At 60.8% G+C, this 18839-nt stretch carries 14 protein-coding genes; 5 read left to right on the top strand and 9 right to left on the bottom strand.

Annotated elements, in window-relative coordinates; genetic code table 11:
- Positions 1–30 precede the first annotated feature (30 nt).
- Positions 31–684 (bottom strand): DsbA family oxidoreductase, encoded by a 654-nt coding sequence (locus HBO12_RS07355; RefSeq protein WP_170041820.1) that lies wholly within the window; start codon positions 682–684, stop codon positions 31–33.
- A gap of 61 nt (positions 685–745) precedes the next feature.
- Positions 746–1765 (bottom strand): alpha/beta fold hydrolase, encoded by a 1020-nt coding sequence (locus tag HBO12_RS07350; protein WP_170041819.1) that lies wholly within the window; start codon positions 1763–1765, stop codon positions 746–748.
- Between the two features lie 182 nt (positions 1766–1947).
- Between HBO12_RS07350 and metR the strand changes: the two genes are divergently transcribed.
- A complete protein-coding gene (gene metR / locus HBO12_RS07345) occupies positions 1948–2865 on the top strand; it encodes a transcriptional regulator MetR (protein WP_032859924.1) in 918 nt (305 codons plus the stop codon).
- Positions 2866–2869: 4 nt separating this feature from the next.
- Here metR and HBO12_RS07340 read toward each other — a convergent pair whose 3' ends face one another.
- From HBO12_RS07340 to HBO12_RS07325, 4 genes are all read right to left on the bottom strand, one after another.
- Positions 2870–3508 (bottom strand): LysE family transporter, encoded by a 639-nt coding sequence (locus HBO12_RS07340; RefSeq protein ID WP_170041818.1) that lies wholly within the window; start codon positions 3506–3508, stop codon positions 2870–2872.
- A 25-nt stretch (positions 3509–3533) separates the two neighbouring features.
- Positions 3534–3947 (bottom strand): NUDIX hydrolase, encoded by a 414-nt coding sequence (locus HBO12_RS07335; RefSeq protein WP_170041817.1) that lies wholly within the window; start codon positions 3945–3947, stop codon positions 3534–3536.
- A 102-nt stretch (positions 3948–4049) separates the two neighbouring features.
- Positions 4050–5378, bottom strand: coding sequence for a response regulator c-di-GMP phosphodiesterase, NosR family (gene nosR, locus HBO12_RS07330; protein WP_170041816.1), 1329 nt, complete (start codon positions 5376–5378; stop codon positions 4050–4052).
- A 142-nt stretch (positions 5379–5520) separates the two neighbouring features.
- Complete coding sequence (locus HBO12_RS07325) at positions 5521–5793, bottom strand: type B 50S ribosomal protein L31 (RefSeq protein WP_169954473.1); 273 nt, start codon at positions 5791–5793, stop codon at positions 5521–5523.
- A gap of 278 nt (positions 5794–6071) precedes the next feature.
- On the opposite strand from HBO12_RS07325, the gene HBO12_RS07320 reads away from it, so the two are divergent.
- Positions 6072–7691 (top strand): FMN-binding glutamate synthase family protein, encoded by a 1620-nt coding sequence (locus HBO12_RS07320; RefSeq protein WP_170041815.1) that lies wholly within the window; start codon positions 6072–6074, stop codon positions 7689–7691.
- 11 nt (positions 7692–7702) lie between these two features.
- Positions 7703–7987 carry a putative quinol monooxygenase gene (locus HBO12_RS07315; RefSeq protein ID WP_169954475.1) on the top strand — a complete coding sequence of 95 codons (285 nt, stop codon included), beginning with the start codon at positions 7703–7705 and terminating at the stop codon, positions 7985–7987.
- Positions 7988–8025: 38 nt separating this feature from the next.
- Here HBO12_RS07315 and HBO12_RS07310 read toward each other — a convergent pair whose 3' ends face one another.
- From HBO12_RS07310 to HBO12_RS07300, 3 genes are read right to left on the bottom strand one after another with little or no spacing between them, the layout of a single operon-like run.
- Complete coding sequence (locus HBO12_RS07310) at positions 8026–9519, bottom strand: glucosyltransferase domain-containing protein (protein ID WP_170041814.1); 1494 nt, start codon at positions 9517–9519, stop codon at positions 8026–8028.
- 23 nt (positions 9520–9542) lie between these two features.
- Positions 9543–10478, bottom strand: coding sequence for a glycosyltransferase family 2 protein (locus HBO12_RS07305; protein WP_170041813.1), 936 nt, complete (start codon positions 10476–10478; stop codon positions 9543–9545).
- Positions 10475–10849 carry a GtrA family protein gene (locus HBO12_RS07300; RefSeq protein ID WP_170041812.1) on the bottom strand — a complete coding sequence of 125 codons (375 nt, stop codon included), beginning with the start codon at positions 10847–10849 and terminating at the stop codon, positions 10475–10477. The genes HBO12_RS07305 and HBO12_RS07300 overlap by 4 nt, the downstream gene beginning before the upstream one ends.
- A gap of 263 nt (positions 10850–11112) precedes the next feature.
- Here HBO12_RS07300 and HBO12_RS07295 point away from each other — a divergent pair, with 263 nt between their 5' ends.
- Together HBO12_RS07295 and HBO12_RS07290 are read left to right on the top strand one after the other, a co-directional pair.
- Complete coding sequence (locus HBO12_RS07295) at positions 11113–12249, top strand: OpgC domain-containing protein (protein WP_170041811.1); 1137 nt, start codon at positions 11113–11115, stop codon at positions 12247–12249.
- Positions 12250–12311: 62 nt separating this feature from the next.
- Positions 12312–18794, top strand: a complete 6483-nt coding sequence (locus HBO12_RS07290) for an NEL-type E3 ubiquitin ligase domain-containing protein (protein ID WP_170041810.1) — start codon at positions 12312–12314, stop codon at positions 18792–18794.
- Positions 18795–18839 lie beyond the last annotated feature (45 nt).

The following is an 18839-nucleotide window of genomic DNA, read 5'->3' as shown; positions in this document are numbered from 1 at the left end:
CCCGCTCCCACCTTTGGCCGGTGGTGTTTGTTAGCTTTTGGCTTCGTTGATGATCTGGCGGATCGCCCCCACAAACGCTTCAGCCGGCTGTCCGCCGCTGACCGCGTACTGGTCGTTGAACACGATGGTCGGCACCGAACTCACCCCGCGCGATACCCACAGTTGCTCCTGCTCGCGCACCTTTGCGGCGTACTCGTCCGAAGCCAGAATCTCGGCTGCGCGCTTGAGGTCCAGGCCAACGCTCTGGGCAATGATTGCCAGCGTGGCGTGGTCGGACGGGTCCTGGCCATCGCTGAAGTAAGCCTTGAACAACGCGTGCTTGAGGTTGTACTGCAAGCCCTCAAGCCCAGCCCAATGCAGCAGGCGATGGGCGTCGAAGGTGTTGTAGATACGACTTTGGCCATCGGTACGGAACGCAAAGCCCAACGCGGTGCCCAGGTCGCGGATGCGCGCGCGGTTGGCCTGGGACTCTTCGGCAGTGGAGCCGTATTTCTCGCTGATGTGCTCCACGATATTCTGCCCTTCGGCAGGCATGTTCGGGTTCAGTTCGAACGGCTGGAAGTGGATCTCGGCCTGCACTTCGGCGCCCATCTGGTCCAGGGCCTCGGTCAGGCCGCGCAGGCCGATGACGCACCAGGGGCAGGACACGTCGCTGACGAAATCGATTTTCAGGGAAGTACTCATTCAGGCAACCTCGCAGGCATTACACGCCATAAATGTCGCACCATACACCCCTACGCGCCGCTCATAAAACCTTGGAAGGCGGCGCGGGATCAACCTGCGCCCAATGCGCCGCCTCTTCGCGGTGGGCTTGCAGGTACGGCAACACCGCCGCCAGCAACGGCGCCTTGAACGCTTCCTGGAACCGATGGGCCAGACCCGGGATCAGCCGCAACTGGCTGCCCTGGATATGCGCCGCCAGGTGCACCCCATGCATCACCGGCAGCAATGGATCGGCCGTGCCATGCACCACCAGGGTCGGCACCCGCAGTTGGTTGAGCAGCGGCACGCGGCTCGGTTCGGCAAGGATCGCCATGATCTGGCGCTTCACACCCTCGGGATTGAACGCCCGGTCATAGGACTGCGCAGCCTGCTGCAACAACGCCTGGCGATCATCCTTGACCTCGGGGCTGCCCAGGGCCGCCAGCAAGTCGGCCTGCTGCTCCAGGGCCACTTCGCGGTTGGGCGCACTGCGCCGTGACAACAGTTGTACCAGCGCGGCATTCGGCGCAGGCAGGCCTTCGGCACCGGAGCTGGTCATGATCAGGGTCAGGCTTTCCACGCGCTGCGGGGCCATGGCCGCCAGGTGCTGGGCGATCATCCCACCCATGCTCGCGCCCAGCACATGGAACTGGCGCACCTGCAACGCATCCATCAATCCCAGGGCGTCGTCGGCCATGTCGGTCAGGGTGTAGGGCGCGGCCACCGGCAGGCCGAGTTTGTAGCGCAACACTTCAAAGGTCAGGTTGGCGCTGGCCGGGGCCTGGCGCCAGGTGGACAGGCCGACGTCGCGGTTGTCGTAGCGGATCACCCGAAAACCTTGTTGGCACAGGGCGACCACCACCTCGTCCGGCCAATGGATCAACTGCCCGCCCAAGCCCATCACCAGCAGCAACGCTGGGTCAGAAGCACGGCCAATGCTCTGGTACGCCAGGCTCACCTGGTCCAGGTCGACCCGCTCAGTCAGGACATTGACATCACATCGAGACGCCGCAAAAGACGGCAGGCCGACCAGTAAGGTAGCCAGTAAAAGCAACACGCGCATGAAAAACACCGAAACGCAGAACCCCAGTAGAGCGCAAGTCTGATGAAGTTTGTTCAAGCGCGCTGCCACAGTTACGTGACAGTTTGATGAAGAGCGCCCAGCGGTCATGGTCGACAGATTTGCCAACATGAGACAAACTCACGCTATCCGAACTTGTCACAAATTGTCTTCATGGAGAGCCCGTGCTCGAAATCCGTCATCTCAAGACCCTGCACGCCTTGCGCGAAGCCGACAGCCTGGTGGAAGCCGCCGAGCGCCTGCACCTGACCCAGTCGGCGTTGTCCCACCAGTTCAAGGAGCTGGAAGAGCGCATGGGCATGCCGCTGTTTGTGCGCAAGACCAAGCCGGTGCGCTTCACCAGCGCCGGCCTGCGCCTGCTGCAACTGGCGGATGCCACCCTGCCGCTGCTGCGCGGTGCCGAACGGGATATTGCGCGCCTGGCCGGCGGTACTGCCGGGCGCCTGCATATGGCGATCGAATGCCACAGCTGCTTCCAGTGGCTGATGCCGACCATCGACCAGTTCCGCGATGCCTGGCCGGAAGTCGAGCTGGACCTGGCCTCCGGCTTTGCCTTCGCCCCGCTGCCAGCCCTGGCCCGTGGCGACCTGGACCTGGTGGTGACCTCCGACCCGCTAGAGCTGGCGGGCATCACCTATGTGCCGTTGTTCACCTATGAAGCGATGCTCGCCGTGGCCAACCAGCATGCCCTGGCGAACAAGCCATACATCGTGCCCGAGGATTTGCTCAGCGAAACCTTGATCACCTACCCGGTGGAGCGCGACCGCCTGGACATCTTCACTCGCTTCCTGGAACCGGCCGACGTCGAACCCGCCCAGGTGCGCACCTCGGAGCTGACGGTGATGATGATGCAACTGGTGGCCAGCGGACGCGGCGTGTGTGGCATGCCCCACTGGGCGCTGCACGAGTACAGCTCGCGGGGTTATGTGAAGGCCAAGCGGCTGGGGGAGAAGGGTCTGTTTGCCACGCTGTACGCCGGGATCCGCGCAGATATGCTGGATGCGCCGTACATGCGCGACTTTTTGCTGACGGCCAAGGACACGTCGTTTTCGACCCTGGATGGGGTCAGCGCAGTCCGTTGATTGCTCACGCGCTGCGCCGTTGCTCCAGCATCAGGCGCACCGCCAGGGCGGCCAGCACAAACCCCATGAAGTAACGCTGCACCGCCAGCCACGTGGGGTTGTGGATAAACCAGGCGGCGATGCTGGCGGCGCACAGCGAGATCAGCAGGTTGACCACAAAGCTGACGCTGATCTGGGTAAAGCCCAGCATCAGGCTCTGGGTGAAGACCGAGCCGTGCTCCGGGGTGATGAACTGCGGGAATACCGACAGGTAGAACACCGCGATTTTCGGGTTCAGCGCACTGGTCAAAAAGCCCATGGTCACCAGCTTGCGCGGTGAGTCGGCGGGCAGTTGCTGGGCCTCGAACGGCGAACGCGCGCCCGGTTTCACCGCCTGCCAGGCCAGCCACAGCAGGTACAGCGCGCCGACCCACTTCAGCACTTCATAGGCCACCGGCACCGTAAGAAACACCGCGGTCAAACCGGCAGCGGCGGCAAACAGGTGTACAAAAAAACCCGCGACCACCCCCAGCAACGACGTCACCCCAGCCTTGCGGCCCTGGCAGATCGAACGCGAGATCAAATAGATCATGTTCGGGCCGGGTGTCAGCACCAGTAGCAGCGAGGCGGCGGCAAAAATCAGCAGGTCATTGAGGGGGATCACGGCTCAGTCCTTTGCGCCCGACAGTTCAGGCAGTGGTAGTCAGCGATGCGCGATAGAACGGCAGGATCAGGTCACGTGTCAAGGGCGCCAACTGCAGGCCGCCATCGCCGGCCGGGTCGATCCAGCGCACTTCTTCGATCTCGGCGGCGGGTGTCACCGGCACATCGATCCGTACTTCAAACAACTCGGCCTCCACGGTAAACCCCGGCTCATTGGCCGCTGGCGCCGAGAAGTGGCCAAGGTACTGCGCCGCTGCCGGGTCGATCCGCAGACCAAGTTCTTCGTGCAGCTCACGCGCCAGGGCCTGCGCCGGTTGCTCGCCCGCGTCGATCTTGCCGCCCGGCTGCATGAAGGCCAGGGTGCCGCGCTTGCGCACCAGTAGAGTCTGGCCGTCGCTGCCGATCAACAGGGCGGCGGCGATACGGATGGTCTTGGACATGAAAAAAACGCCTTGGAGTAAAGGGCGCAAAGGATCACACGGCTGCCCTGTTCCTCGCAATGAATGTAGGAACCGGCTTGCCGGTTCCTACAGAGTTTCGGGTTACTCGGCTTCCTTGATGAACACGCTGTACTTGGCGCCCTCCATGGCTTCAAAGGCGATCAACTTGTCCACCAGCGGCAGGTTCAGCACCTTGCCGGCGTTGAGCAGCAGCATGCCGTTGTCGGCATTGAGGTTGCGCGCCAAGACCATGCCTTCGGCCAGTTCGCGAGTGCCAAGCACCTTGACCATCGGGTCGCCCAGGGTCACGTCGCTGAGGAAGGCCGCGCAGGCCTGGACGAAGTCTTCGACCATGTCCGGGTCATACAGGCGCCCGGCGTATTTGCGGATGTACAGCAGCGCCTCGTCGCTGTTCATCTGCCGCTCAAGGATCAGGCCGCGCTGCAGTTCGATAAAGTCCACCGCCAGCTTTAGCAGGCGCGAGCCAAAGGGAATTGCCTCGCCCTTGAGATGGTCGGGGAAACCACTGCCGTCCCAGCGTTCCTGGTGATGGCGGATCAGCCGCGCGGCGTCCTTCATCGGCTCCAGGGTCATCAACAGCGACTCGCTCTGTGTGGAGTACTCGCGAAAGCGCTCGCGGTCGGTGCTGTGCAGCAAGTCCGAGGGCGCGACCATCATGCTGTCGCTCCAGCTCAACTTGCCGATGTTGTACAGCGCCGCAGCCATGGTCAGGTCGCGGCTGCTGGCATCGTCCAGGCCATGGAGCACGCACCAGGTGCGGACCAGCTCGATGATCTGCCGATTGGTCTGCTTGCTGCGCGGCAGGCGCAGGTTGGCCAGCAGCGAGAACACCTCGGTGCCGGTGGCGTAGCTGTGCTTGAGTTCTTCGTAGGCCAGGTCGAGCATGTCGGCGGTCTGCTGCAATTCACTGGTGCGCGAAACCACGCGTTTTTCCAAGGATGCATTGAGTTGCTTGAGCTCCTCGTTCTGCTGGCGGATCAGTTGCTCAAGACGCAGGCGCTCCCGTTCGGAATGCTGGTGGGCCAGGGACTGACGCAGGGCCAGCAGCAGTTCTTCATCCTTCCAGGGTTTGCTCAGGTAGCGGTAGATCTGCCCTTCGTTGATCGCCTTGATGATCAGGGTCAGGTCAGTCTCGCCGGTCAACAACAGGCGCACCGTTTGGGGATAGGCGTGATGGATCTGCGCCAGCAGCGTGGCCCCGTCCGTATCCGGCAGGCGTGCGGCACTCATCACCAGGTCCACGGGCTGGCGCGCCAGAATGGCCAGGGCCTCGGCCGCCGTGGTGGCGCTGCACAGTTCAAAGGGCTCCAGGCGCAGCAACTGCGCGAGGCGGTCATGCACGTCCGGGTGGGTGTCGATCAACAGCACCACGGGACGATCGGTTTCAGAAAAGGTAACTGACTCTCCCACGGGACACCTCGGATCTAGTCGCGTCGGTGTGCGCTTCCTACGGTCAAGGTAACAGCCTCCTGGCTATTACCTAGTAGTTTAGTCAGTTTTCAGTCGGTAGTGGCCAAATGATGCCATTTGCCACCAGTGTGCCTTAAGCCCCTTAGGCCTCAGCTGCTTTGCCGGACGAACTGAACGAGGCGAAGCGCTTGTTGAAGCCAGCGATCCGCCCTTCGACCTGGGTCTTGCGCTGCTGGCCGGTGTAGATCGGGTGGGAAGCGCTGGACACGTCGAGGGCCATATAGGGGTAAGTGTTGCCATCGCTGTGTTGGTAGGTGCGGTCCGTGTCGACTGTGGAGCCGATCAGGAAAAACACATCGGCGGCAGTATCGTGGAACAGCACGGTGCGGTAGTCGGGATGGATACCAGCTTTCATAGGGCCTCCAGGGCGTTTGGGCAGAATCAATACGTTATACAGTAACACAGATAATGCACCCAAACGAGAACGTATTGCAATACCGATAGACGCCCGGGTTCTATGTGGTTGCCCCGGCAAGGACCTCGCCCGTAAGCTGGGACTCCGTGAGAGCACAGGCATCCATAGCCTGGAGATCCTTGCAGGAGCTGGCTTGCCAGCGATAGCGCGATCGAAAACGCCATTGCCGGCCAGCCGGCTCCCGCAGGTTAGAAAGAGTCCGAACCCAAGGAAACCGTATGAGCCTGTCGTTGCTTAGCCGTTATGCATTCTTTGCCGTGTGTGTGATTTTCACCCTCGCCAGCCTCCCCTTTATCCAACACGAATGGCTGTGGCCCTTTACCCTGGTGACCGGCGTGCTCAGCCTGATCGGCGTGTTCGACCTGCTGCAAAGCCCCCACGCGGTGCGCCGCAATTACCCGATCCTGGGCAATATCCGCTACCTGGTGGAAGGCATCCGCCCGGAAATCCGCCAGTACCTGCTGGAGTCCGACAGCGATGCCCTGCCCTTCTCCCGGGCCCAGCGTTCGCTGGTGTATTCGCGGGCCAAGAATGAAAGCGCCGACAAACCCTTCGGCACCCTGATCGACGTGTATCAGTCCGGCTTCGAATTTATCGGCCACTCCATGCGCCCGGCCCCGTTGAGCGACCCCAGCGCCTTTCGCGTGGTGGTCGGCGGCCCGCAGTGCACGCAGCCGTATTCGGCGTCGGTGTTCAATATCTCGGCGATGAGTTTCGGCTCGTTGAGCGCCAATGCCATCCGCGCCCTCAACCAGGGGGCCAAGCTCGGCAACTTCGCCCATGACACCGGCGAAGGCAGCATCAGTGCCTACCACCGGGAAAACGGCGGCGACCTGACTTGGGAGCTGGGCAGCGGCTACTTCGGCTGCCGCACCAGCGACGGCCGTTTCGACCCGCAACGCTTTGCCGTGCAGGCGCAAAACCCGCAAGTGCGGATGATCGAAATCAAGATGAGCCAGGGCGCCAAACCCGGTCACGGGGGGATTCTGCCCAAGCACAAGGTGACCAAGGAAATCGCCGAGACCCGCGGCATTTTGATGGGCGAAGATTGCATCTCGCCATCCCGCCACAGCGCGTTTTCCACGCCGATTGAACTGATGCACTTTATCGCCCAGTTGCGTGAGCTGTCGGGCGGCAAGCCGGTGGGCTTCAAGTTCTGCCTGGGCCACCCGTGGGAGTTCATGGGCATTGCCAAGGCCATGCTGGAAACCGGGATCCTGCCGGACTTTATCGTGGTCGACGGCAAGGAAGGCGGCACTGGCGCTGCGCCCGTGGAATTCACCGACCACATCGGCGTGCCCCTGCGCGAAGGCCTGCTGTTTGTGCACAACACCCTGGTGGGCCTGAACCTGCGCGACAAGATCAAACTGGGCGCCAGCGGCAAGATCGTCAGCGCCTTCGATATCGCCAGCGTGCTGGCCATCGGCGCCGACTGGGCCAACTCGGCCCGGGGCTTTATGTTCGCCATCGGCTGTATCCAGTCGCAGTCTTGCCACACCAACAAATGCCCGACCGGCGTGGCCACCCAGGACCCTTTGCGCCAACGCGCACTGGTGGTGCCGGACAAGGCCCAGCGGGTGTTCAACTTCCACCGCAACACCCTCAAGGCCCTGGCGGAAATGCTCGCGGCGGCCGGCCTTGATCATCCGTCGCAATTGTCGGCCAAGCACCTGGTGCGGCGCATGTCGGCCACCGAGATCAAACTGTTTTCGCAGTTGCATGTGTTCTTAAAGCCTGGGGAACTGCTGACCGGCGAAGTGAACGGCGAGTTTTATTCGCGTATGTGGCAGATGGCGCGAGCCGACAGTTTCGAGCCCCATGAAGTAGAAGCTGCCTAAGGACCGATCTGATGTTGAAAGTTATTGCTGAAGACTTTATCCAACCCGAACACCTGGACACAGTGCGCCCCTGGTACGCCGAACTGGTGGAAAAAACCCGCCAGGAACCGCTGTGCATTGCCTACGACTTGTTCATCGACCAGAAAGACCCGGGGCACTTTATCTTTATCGAGCAATGGCCCGACCAGGCCGCGCTGGATGCGCACTGCCAGACCGAACACTTCACCCGCCTGGTGCCGCAGATCAATGCGTATCAGGCCAGGCCGTGCCGGGTGTTGTTGATGGATGGGTTTTAAATAATCTCCCGCTGCCGATCATCGATTCGGCAGCGGCTCTAGGGGATGTCATTGTAGTTTTCGGAATCGCGTATTTCTTTCATGACAATGTATCCCCCTTCAGAGGTCACATAAATCGAATAGAACTTACTGTCCACCACAGGCGAACCCACGCCATTTAAAGCAACCAACTTGTTAAAAACATCACGCTTACCGCCAACAACATTATTGATTCCCAACCGAGGAAAAAAGTGAGGATGCAGCAAGACGTTAGCATTACTCAAAATATACCTCAGTGCTGGCATATAGGTCATGGCATCGTGCCCCCGAGGTAGCCAGTTACCCCCCGTTTGTGGACCTACAAAATAAAATACCGGTACCAATCCCAGCTGTTTTTCCGAAACAATGTCTTTTGCAATGTATTGAGCCATCGCCATCTCAAGCTCTTTTTTCGCGATAATTACCTGACCATAGGCATAACAAAAGGCAAACATGAACAACACTGGAACTACCAACACCCATCGAGCGGCTAGCCAAGCTCGCCCCAGCACCTCATAGTTCAAATACAAGACAAGAACCAAGACAGCGGAAAATCCGATGTAATTTCTTGCATCCAGATTTGGCTCCACGAGAAACAGCATGACGCCAGGGATACTTAACAGCAATATTGGAAAACCAAGCAAATACACAGCCAGCACTATAACTCTGCTGAGTACTCCTCCTGGCATATCAACGATATTTTTCATAAATAAAACAAACGCAAACGTCGCGACAACCAGCAACAAAACAGTAAAATAAATTGCCCCAGGGTTAACCAATAGACCAACCTGTTCCATAGCGAAGATCAGTTTTTGACCCGCTACCTCAAGCCATCTAGCGTCAAAAACACTCAAGTTTCCTCGCCCATCCACAGTCAACTGGTAGGCAGTCAGAGCATAGATCAGGCTTCCTGCAGTCAGTTGCACAAACCTCTGCGTAGCTAATGACAAAGCTTTAACGGTAGAAATCCTATTTTTTACTCCACAGACGAATTCAACAATGCTCAAGCCAACAAACAGCGACAGGGTGGGCTGGTACAAGCTCAATGAAATAGCTATCAATAATGCGGATGCAAAACCCCGATAAACCACATGCTCAATAGTGCAGGTAATTGCATAAATGATCGCAACAACCGCCAACACCATGCCTGGACCATCAAACTGATAAGTCAGATTGCCCAAGAAAAAGGGGTTACATAAAATTGGCAACACCACCAGGCAACTTAAAATACAGGGGCGAGTAAAATACCACAGGGTCAACTGCGTCATGGCCAATGCAAGTGCGAATACAGATATCAACAGCGGCAGAGGAAATATATTGGTTGTACCACCGGTAAACGTCAAGACCCTATGCAACACTTCAAGCAAGATCCGGCCTTGATTTTTCCACGCATCTTGCGCCTGATGCAAAGCTCGCCAATTATCATCGACATAGGCATAGTCCGCATGAACAAGTGGATAAATATAAGCGAAGGAAAGCACTACAAACACTATCATTATTTCTTTTCGGCTCAACTCCCTTTGATTCCACATCGCACCTACCTCCGAGCCATGTTCCGAACTACTTCTTTCACTACATACCTCGGCCGATGCTTAGCCTCCATATAGATCCGCCCCACATACTCCCCCAATATGCCTATTCCGATCAGTTGCACACCGCCCAGAAAGAGGATCGCCGTCATCAACGACGGATACCCCGGCACCTCATTGCCAAACAGCAACTTGTCGACAATCAGGTACCCCGCATACCCCAGTGCCAATAACGAAATACCGGCACCGATATAACTCCATAACCGCAACGGCAAGGTACTGAACGAAGTGATGCCCTCCAGCGCCAGGTTCCACAACTTCCAGGCATTGAATTTGCTCTGGCCAGCCACCCGTGAGGCCCGGTCATATTCGACAATCGCCACGGTGAACCCTGCCCAGGACAACACGCCCTTCATGAACAGTTGCTGCTCTGGCAGCGCCTTGATCACGTCCACCACCTTGCGATCCATCAGGCGGAAGTCGCCGACGTTTTCTTCGATATGGGTGTAAGCGATGCGATTGAGCAGGTGGTAGAACAGCGAGGCGCTGTGGCGTTTTAGGTAGCCATCGCTGGAGCGGTCGCGGCGTTTGGCCAGGACCACATCGGCGCCCTGCTGCCATTTCTCGATCAGGCAAGCAACCACCTCCACCGGGTCTTGCAGGTCGGCGTCCATCGGCACCACCGCCTCGCCACTGGCGTACTCAAGGCCGGCAAACAACGCCGGCTCCTTGCCGAAGTTGCGCGAAAAGTTGATCAGCACCACGTTGCGATCAAGCAGCGCGATATCCCTGGCGATCTCCAGCGTGCGGTCGGTGCTGCCATCGTTGATAAAGACGATCTCGACCTCATGCTCCAGCAGCGATGGTTCGCGGCGTATGGCCTGGTAGAACGGCTCGATCGCCAGTTCTTCATTGAACAACGGCACGATCAGCGAAAGCCTCATGATTCAGGCCTGCGAAACACCAGGTACTTGGACAGCAGGAAGCCACACAACAGGCTACTGAGGGAAAACACCGCCACCGTGACCAGGCCGGGCAATCGCCAATAGTCACCCATCCAGCCGACCACCAGACTCAAACTGCCCAGGCACAGCATGAATAACAGGTAGCGGCCAAGCGAAGCGGATACCCCAAAGGTGAACGTGGCATTCACAAAAAACGAGAAGCTCGCCGCCACGCAAAACGCCAGGAAATTGCTCACGGCCTGGCTCAGGTCAAGCGCTGCCCGGAGCACGAAAAAAAGCTGCCAGTGGATCACTGTGTTGGCGATGCCAATCACCGTATAGCTGGAGAACCCTATCCATAGTCTGCTCATGCCACCATCACGCCTCGTTGCCTATCGCAGCCGATAGGCAAGCAAGCCATGCTCACAAAAGCCCGTCTACTGTCAGAAATAACAGGTAGCAGCGCTTATACGACCAACGGCATGACCCTTTCGGGCAATTGAGACATTCAGTAATACCCAACCTTTGCAATTGCTTACAAATACCGCCAACCTGCGCCGGCCCGACGTACGGCGCGTACCATTGCCGACCATCCCGGGTCATTACTTAACGACTTGTTCAAGAGCCCGCAGCCATGCTTAACGGACGCGACCCGCGCATCGATTTTTTTCGGGGCCTGGCGTTGATCTTCATTTTCTGGGATCACGTGCCCCACAACCCGCTCGGTCAGATCACCCTGCGCAATTTCGGTTTCAGCGACGCCGCCGAGGTCTTTGTGTTCCTCGCCGGCTACGCCTCGGTGCTGGCCTACAGCAAGGTGTTGCAGCGCGAAGGCTACCCGATGGCCTGCCTGAAAATCCTGCGCCGCGCCTGGGTGTTGTATGTGGTGCATATCTTTTTGCTGGCGATGCTGATGGGCATCGTGTTCTTCGCCAACAGCAAGGTAGAAACCCGCGACCTGGTGCAGGAAATGGGCCTGACCCACTTCATCACCAACCCACAACAAGCCCTGACCGATGAATTGCTGCTGCGCTTCAAGCCCAACCTGATGGACCCGTTGCCGCTGTATATCGTGTTGCTGCTGGGCTTGCCGCTGGTGCTGCCGGTGCTGGTACGCAAGCCCCTGGCGGTGGTAGTGGTGTCGATGGTGGTGTACCTGCTGGCGCCACGGCTGGGCTGGAACCTGGCGGCGATTGCCGATGGCGTGTGGTACTTCAATCCGGTGACCTGGCAGTTCCTGTTCGTCCTCGGCGGTGCGGCGGCGATCCGCGCAGGTATGCCCCGCGCACCGCAAACCCGGCCATTGCACAGGCAGCCGCTGTTTCTTGGCGCGGCGGCCTATACGCTGCTGGCTGGGGTGATCACCCTGTCCTGGCGCTGGCCCGAAATCCACGATGCCGTGATGCCGGCCGTGTTGAGCGAGCTGCTGTACCCCATCAGCAAGACCGACCTGTCGCCGGTACGCCTGCTGCACTTCCTGGCCCTGGCCTATGTCACCGCCAAGCTGCTGCCCGGCAGGGGCTGGACGCAAAACTGGCTGGCGCAACAAAGCTGCCGCATGGGGCGCTACTCCCTGGAGGTGTTCTGCCTGGGGGTGCTGCTGGCGCCGCTGGCTGACATGCTCAACGCTCAGGTCGACGACGCCTGGCCGATGCAGATATTCAGTGCGCTGCTGGGCCTGGTGTTGATGGCCGGGCTGGCGGCGTGGCTGGAGTTCAACAAGCAGTTGAACCAGGCCCAACGCAGTGAGGGCCGCCCGTTAAATAGTTAGGCCCCGGGCGCGCATGCGCAGTGCTTCCATCTGCCTTCCACTTATCGTGAAAGGTAGAGCGCATGCCGACTCATCATTTACTCAACGGCCTGTCCGGCAATCTGCAATCGAGCACCTCCTGGGCCCAGCAACAGGCGCTGGAGCTGATCCAGCGCAATGTGACCCAAGCCCTACAGGGCCTGGACACCGAAGAACAACAGCGTTTCGTGCAACTGCAACGCCAGGCCCACGCGGCGCTGGCGGCCGTTGAAAGCGAAAAAGAACGGGTGGTGCGTTCCTTCAAGGCCGATGGCCTGGCGCAGTTGCGCAGCCGGATCGGCGGGCGCGATCCCGAGCAGTACCGCTTCGACACCACCTACATTGAAAAAATCGAGCAACCCTTACCCTGGGATCGCCAGCCCGGCAGCCACATCCGCACGCCGCGCCGCTCCGATATCGATTACCGCGAAATCGAACACGTCAAGAGCATGTCCCTGTGGGAAGCAGCCTGTGTGAACTTCGGCTTCACCTCAGGCCTGCGCCAGGACTCCGGCTACAGCCTCGTCGACGCCAGCAAAGTGGTGGGCCCCGACGGCGATCGCAGCCTCAAGGCCCGGGAGTTTATCGCCATCGCCCGCGAGCTGGACCTGGGCCACCAACTGCAAGTGAAGATCAAGGCCACCCTCGATCAGCAGGGTACGCTGCGCCGCTTGATGGGCGTGGCAGCGCAGGCCCTGTTGCAGTTCGATGCCCTGGACGCCTGGCGCAACCGCGCGCATAACGGCCTGACGCAAACGGTGTACGCAAGCCTCACCGCCTCGCTCGATGGCAGCGGGCCGCCACTGGCGGTCGAGAGCCTGAGCCTGACCTCGGGCGTCACCCCGATTGCCGCCGTGCCCTTCGTGCCCTGGGAGAGCGCCATTCCCGTGCCGCTCCTGCTGATCCGCGTGGCCAGCCTCGGGGTGCTGTCGTATTTCCCTTTCCGCCCCGGCGGTGCGTTTCGCTACCACCCCGACGCGCGCGCGGCAGAAGCCGACTTTCGCCGGCAACTGCGCGACAGCCATCGCCAGGACGACCTCGGCTGGTTTGCCCGGCAACTGCCGCTGGTGGGGCTGTCGGTGTTCAAGCCGTTGCTGACCCTGGAGAAGCGCCCCGAAGGCCTGAACTGGCTGGCCGGCAAGCTGTACGACGGGTTTCACGCAGCCTTCCCCGAACGCACCCTCGACGACATCCGCTTCGCCGCCGATCCACCCAGAGGCCCCGCCGAAACCCTGCTGCAAACCCTGACTTATCGGCAGGTCCAGCGCTGCCAGGCCGATATGGACACCCTGGCCAACACCCGCTCCGAAGCCGATTGGCAAGCACTCAAGGACGCCGCTGCGGCCATCGCCGCCGAAGTCCTGCAACTGCTGCTCACGCCCCTGCCCGGCGGAGTCACGGGAATGAACCGGGTGATGCAACTGGCGGTGCTGGGCAGCATGACCTACAGCGTCAGCGTGGGCCTGAATGAAGCAGCCAAGGGCGATGCCAGCAGCTTTGCCACGACCCTCAGCGATGTCGCCGACCTGGCCATCAGCGGGCGCCTGATCAGCATCGCCGGCAGGGTCCATCGCCAGCGCATGCTCGAACACCTGCAGCGCCTGGGCAACCCGCGCAAGGTGACGCGGCCCGACGGGGTCGATGAACTGTGGAAGCCTGACGCGCACCCCTACGCCCATGACGAGCCTTACCTGCTGGAGGGCAAGACTGCCGATGCCCTGTGCGTATTCGACGTGCAGGGCAAGCAGTACGTCAAGCTGCACCATGAACAGCAGACCCAGGTCGCCGAAGTCACCCACGACCAGCAAACCCAGCGCTACGTGCTCAAGAACGGGCGCAGCAGCTACAAGCCACCCATCGTGTTCGACCCGGCGCTGCAAGCCTGGACCTTCGACCTGCATAACGCCCAGGCCCTGTCGGATACCCAGTTGCTGCAACAGATGCTGCCCGGCGACTCCTCGAACATCACCCAGCTCGACCTCGAGCAAATGTTGCTCTGCACCGCCACCTCCCGTGCAACCCTCGACAAGGTATGGCACGGCGAGCCGGCGCCGTTGAACCTGATCGAAGGTGTGCGGCGCCTGCAAGCCGACCAACTGATCCAGCACATCATCGGGCGCTTTCATCAAGCCGGTTATCTGCCGCCCTACGGCGACAGCGTAGTGCTGTGCCTGCTGACCCAGTTGCCCGAATGGCCGGCCACCGCCCTGCTGAGCATCCGCGATCCGCAGCGCAGCGTGATCGAGACCTTCGGCAAAAGCACCCAGCCACTGCTCGAGCCGACGACCATTACGATCATCCGCAACGAAGACGGCAGCTACCAAAGCGAAGAGGATAGCGGCCAGGTGCCTTACCGCGGCGAACCGCTGTTGGGCCTGGTGATCAGCCTGCAACCCGGCACCTCGCAACTGGGCCTGAGCAACCAACCCGATGCCACACCGGCCCAGCGGATCATGGCGGTGCGCCAGGCCGTGGTCACCCTGGCACGCCAGGAGCGCCTGACGCTGTTTGCCGCGCTGGTCAGTTACGCCGGCTATGAAAAACCCGAGCAACTGCCGCCCGCCGCTGTGCGCCGCTTCCTGCCCGTCAAGGCCTCCGCGCCGCTGGTGGCCGTCACACCGCTGCTGAAAAAACTGCGCGACCTCAACCGCCCCTTGTCTGCAGCCCTGCTGGAACGGCTGCTGGAACAACAGCCGCTGACACCCCGCCAACAACGGGCCTACCTGCAAGGTGGGGAACTGCCCGGTGCCTTTCGTGAATTGCTGGACAACCACCGCACTTGCCTGCGCATCGACGCGGCCATCGATGGCCTGTACCACCCACGGTTATTCAACAACGACGCCGACCAATGGGCCAGGGAGTTCGCCTCGGCCCTGGTACGCCAGCGGCTCCAGCGCGGCTTCGTGATTACCGAGGTGCGCGACGGCGGGATCGCCAAACCCTATCGCTCCAGCGGTCCTGACGATCTCACCGTGGAGCTGCGCCACAGCGGCGAGGGCCACTATGAAGCCTATGACATGCGCAACGCGGGCACGATCGCCGTAACACCGGCCGTCGACAGTTTCTACCTGGCCATCGGTTCGGTGTTGCAACCCCATGAGCGGGAACTGCTGGGCATGGCCAGCGTGACCGACGCCCCAGGCCTGCGAAACACCCTGGGCAAGTACATGAGCGACCAGCGCAACCCGCAAGGCTATGTGCGCCTGGCCGACGGTTCGCTGAAGCAATACGAGCACACCCTGTCTCTGCCGGCCAAACTGTTGCCCGATACCCAGGGGCTGTATTCCCATGAGGGCGAGCATTACCTGCCGTTGTTTGGCTCGTTGTACCGCGTCATCTATGACCAGCGGGTTTTCCGGTGGCGGCTCAAGCACCCGGACAAGATTGGCGTCGATACGCCCACCCTGGAACACAACCGTGAAGGGGCCTGGCGTCTGTCCAGCGAGAACCCCATGGAATGGGACGAGCATCGACTGCTGTACCGCTTGGGGGGTGACCACCAACTGGTCGACGAGGGCGAAGCGGCGAAAATCATCGCCCTGACCGACACCCCGACCCACGTGCTGCGCCAGGTCCACCGCAGCGGCCGGCCGGCCCCGCCGATGCTTGCCGATACCTGTAAGCGCTTCAGGATGGACCAGCAGATCACCCAGTTCATCGTCTCGCTCTATCAGGTGCCCAGCACCTCGGTCGCCAACCCGGACCTGCGCCTGCTGATCCTCACCAGCCTGCCAGGCTGGCCCGCCAGCCACGTGCTGGAGATTATCGGCAGCGCCAGCCCCCTGCGCTACCCAACAAACCAAGCACCCGGGGCCAAGGTGGTGCAAGTCACCGACCAGGACATCAGGAGCCCAGGGCTCCTGGAAAAACTCGTCACCGACGACGACCTTGCCCTGGCCCTGCTCGGCGAGCTGCCGCAAACCCTGGAACAGCGCCTGGTCCAACTGATCAACCGGATGGTCGAATACACTGAGCGCGAGCGTGGGCAAATCCTCGAATCCATGTACCAGCGCAGCGAGGCCGCAACCACCGCCCAGGAGCGCCCCGTCAAGACCCAGTACCCGGCGCTGCCGAACAACGCGGTCAAGGCGATTCTCGGCCATGCCTCGCCGCGGGAACTCAAGCAACTGCATGAAAAAAACCAACTGAGCCTGCGCCTGTCAGAACAGGCGCGCCTGACAACCCATGACTTGCGCCTCAACCGTGCCTTCGAAGGCTTGTATGTGGACGCCTGCGCCAATGCCGACAGCGACCGGATCACGCTGTACCTGCTGCGCCGGCTGCCGACCTGGCCGAAGAACCTGCGCGTCGATATCCGCGAATGGGACGACCAGGGACGCCTGCTGGAAACAGCGGGGCACCTGGCGGGTTCGTCACGCAAGACCGTGGCCAGGACCAACCGTGGATATCAGGCCTATGACGAACACGGCAAGACACTCGGCCAACCGTCGACCCGATTGCTGATGGTCATTCTCAGCACCTTATCCGCTGCCGAGCAGGTGTTGCTGGAGGCTGACACCGACAGCGCGATTGCCGAGTTGCGCCGCCAGATCGCCGAGCAGGCCCTGGCTCGCCGCGTGGAGATCAAGGGCCTGCTGGATATCCCGCACTTGCAGCCCTGGATGCAACCGCCCATGGGCCTGGATCGTTCGTTCCTGGTGTACCCGCTGTGGCAGCGCCTCTGGCCGTTTCACGGGCCACGGCCGCCGAACCTGGTAGCCAAGGTCCAGGAGCTGTACCCGCGCTTGGGCAATGCCGATGCACGCAGCTTCCTGAGCGCGTTGAACATGACCGACCCGGAAAAACTGCTCGAACTGGAACGGCTGAAAGCCGAGTACCAGGCCATGGATACGCAACTGACGCGCTGGAGCGAAACCCCTGTGGCGGCCGACAACCCTCTGATCGACCCGTTGGGCACCGGCCGGGGCAGGCGGCGCTATATCGCCTCCCAACTGTGTGCGGCATGGCGCCGGGAAACCTCCACAGTGTACATGGCCGGGCTGTTCAACGTACCGTCACTGGAGTTGCAACTGGACGACGAAGGCTTGCCACCGGCCTCGTTCATAACCGGGACCAGCGGTTTCAATCACATTCAATTCCTGCGGATTTCCGGTAACGCGTTCCCCGCTTCGGGGCCGGACTTTCTGACCAAGTTCACCGGGCTCGCAGTGCTGCGCCTGGATTGTTACCTGACGGAACTGCCCAGCGCGGTCACCGATATGACCACGCTCAACCACCTTGACCTGAACGACAACGACCTTCGCCTGACCGAAGACGCCGTGCAACGCCTGGCCGGCATGGTCAATCTGCAACACCTCGACCTCAACGATAATCCGGACCTGGACCTGACCCCGGATGTCAGCCAAATGAGCCGGCTACGCCGCCTGCGCCTGGCCAACACCGGCATCAGCCAATGGCCGATCGGCGCCGGCGCCCTGCCGGTTTTGGAGGAGTTGCACCTGCAGACCAACTCGATTAGCACCATTCCCGAAGAAGTGTTCACCAACCCGTGGCTGCAAGCCGCCAATCGCAACACCTTTTTGCATGAGAACCCGCTGACCGCCGAGACCCTGGCACGCATCGACCGCTACTACCTCGAGACCGGTATTCGCCTGGGTGGCCAACTGCGCACCCCCGCCCATGCCCCAGCGACGCCCAATGACTTCGACACCTGGCTGACCGACGTCGCCGAGAAGGACGTAACGCCGCGCCGACAATTGTGGGAACAACTCAAGGCCAATGAAACGGCGAGTGCCGATGATGTATTCCGCGTGCTGCGTGACCTGAAGAATACGCACGCCTACCGCAACAAAAAGTTGAGGCCAGGCCTGACCAAGCGAGTCTGGACCTTGTTGCAGGCCATGGGCGAGTCGACGCAACTGCGCAACGCGGTGTGCCTCAACACCTACGGCTCCGGCAACTGCGGCGACAGTGTGCTGCTGGCCTTTACCAACATGGAACTGCACCACCGGATCCATCAGGCCAAGTTGCAACCGCGCAGTTATCTGGCTGACCGGGCGTTGCTGGAATTGGCCGAGAGTTGCTTCTACCTCAACCAACTGGACCACTTTGCCGACCAGTTCATTCTCGAGCGCGAGCGTGCCGGGCTGCCTGTCGATCCGGCCGAGGTCACGGTATACCTGCGCAGCCAATTGGCCAGTGAATTCAAATTGCCGTTTTATCCGCTGGAGCTGCTGTACACCGTGGATGACTATGTCACCGATGAGGTGGTGGGCCGGGCACGCAGCACCCTGCGCAGACTCGGCCAATCACCGGCCGTGCAGGAGGCGATTTTGATGAGTGAGTTCTGGATTGAGTATTTGGCCAACAGTCATCCGGAGCCTTTTATCACGGTCAAGCAAGCCGTGAGCTACAAGGTCAGCCTGTTGAATCGGGAACTCCAGGACAAACGTTCGCAGGTATTTCTGGAGCGGCGCCAGGCACTGGTTGACCTGGAAACCAGCGAACATAACCGCCTGGTCCGGCAGCTGACGGAGGGCACGCAACGGGCGCTGATGCGCACCTGAACCTGGGCCGGCCTGTCGCAGGTGACAGGCCGGCCAGGGCTCAAG

The organism is Pseudomonas sp. WS 5059, assembly GCF_012985525.1.
In the GTDB taxonomy this organism is placed as follows: Bacteria; Pseudomonadota; Gammaproteobacteria; order Pseudomonadales; family Pseudomonadaceae; genus Aquipseudomonas.
The sequence above is the reverse complement of the archived record's forward strand: the minus strand, read 5'-3'. Positions and strand labels throughout refer to the sequence as shown.

Bases quoted from the DNA above. Each gene is read 5' to 3' on its own strand.
- HBO12_RS07355 (WP_170041820.1), bottom strand. From the start codon at position 684: ATGAGTACTTCCCTGAAAATCGATTTCGTCAGCGACGTGTCCTGCCCC.
- HBO12_RS07350 (WP_170041819.1), bottom strand. From the start codon at position 1,765: ATGCGCGTGTTGCTTTTACTGGCTACCTTACTGGTCGGCCTGCCGTCT.
- HBO12_RS07335 (WP_170041817.1), bottom strand. From the start codon at position 3,947: ATGTCCAAGACCATCCGTATCGCCGCCGCCCTGTTGATCGGCAGCGAC.
- HBO12_RS07325 (WP_169954473.1), bottom strand. From the start codon at position 5,793: ATGAAAGCTGGTATCCATCCCGACTACCGCACCGTGCTGTTCCACGAT.
- HBO12_RS07320 (WP_170041815.1), top strand. From the start codon at position 6,072: ATGAGCCTGTCGTTGCTTAGCCGTTATGCATTCTTTGCCGTGTGTGTG.
- HBO12_RS07315 (WP_169954475.1), top strand. From the start codon at position 7,703: ATGTTGAAAGTTATTGCTGAAGACTTTATCCAACCCGAACACCTGGAC.
- HBO12_RS07305 (WP_170041813.1), bottom strand. From the start codon at position 10,478: ATGAGGCTTTCGCTGATCGTGCCGTTGTTCAATGAAGAACTGGCGATC.
- HBO12_RS07300 (WP_170041812.1), bottom strand. From the start codon at position 10,849: ATGAGCAGACTATGGATAGGGTTCTCCAGCTATACGGTGATTGGCATC.
- HBO12_RS07295 (WP_170041811.1), top strand. From the start codon at position 11,113: ATGCTTAACGGACGCGACCCGCGCATCGATTTTTTTCGGGGCCTGGCG.
- HBO12_RS07290 (WP_170041810.1), top strand. From the start codon at position 12,312: ATGCCGACTCATCATTTACTCAACGGCCTGTCCGGCAATCTGCAATCG.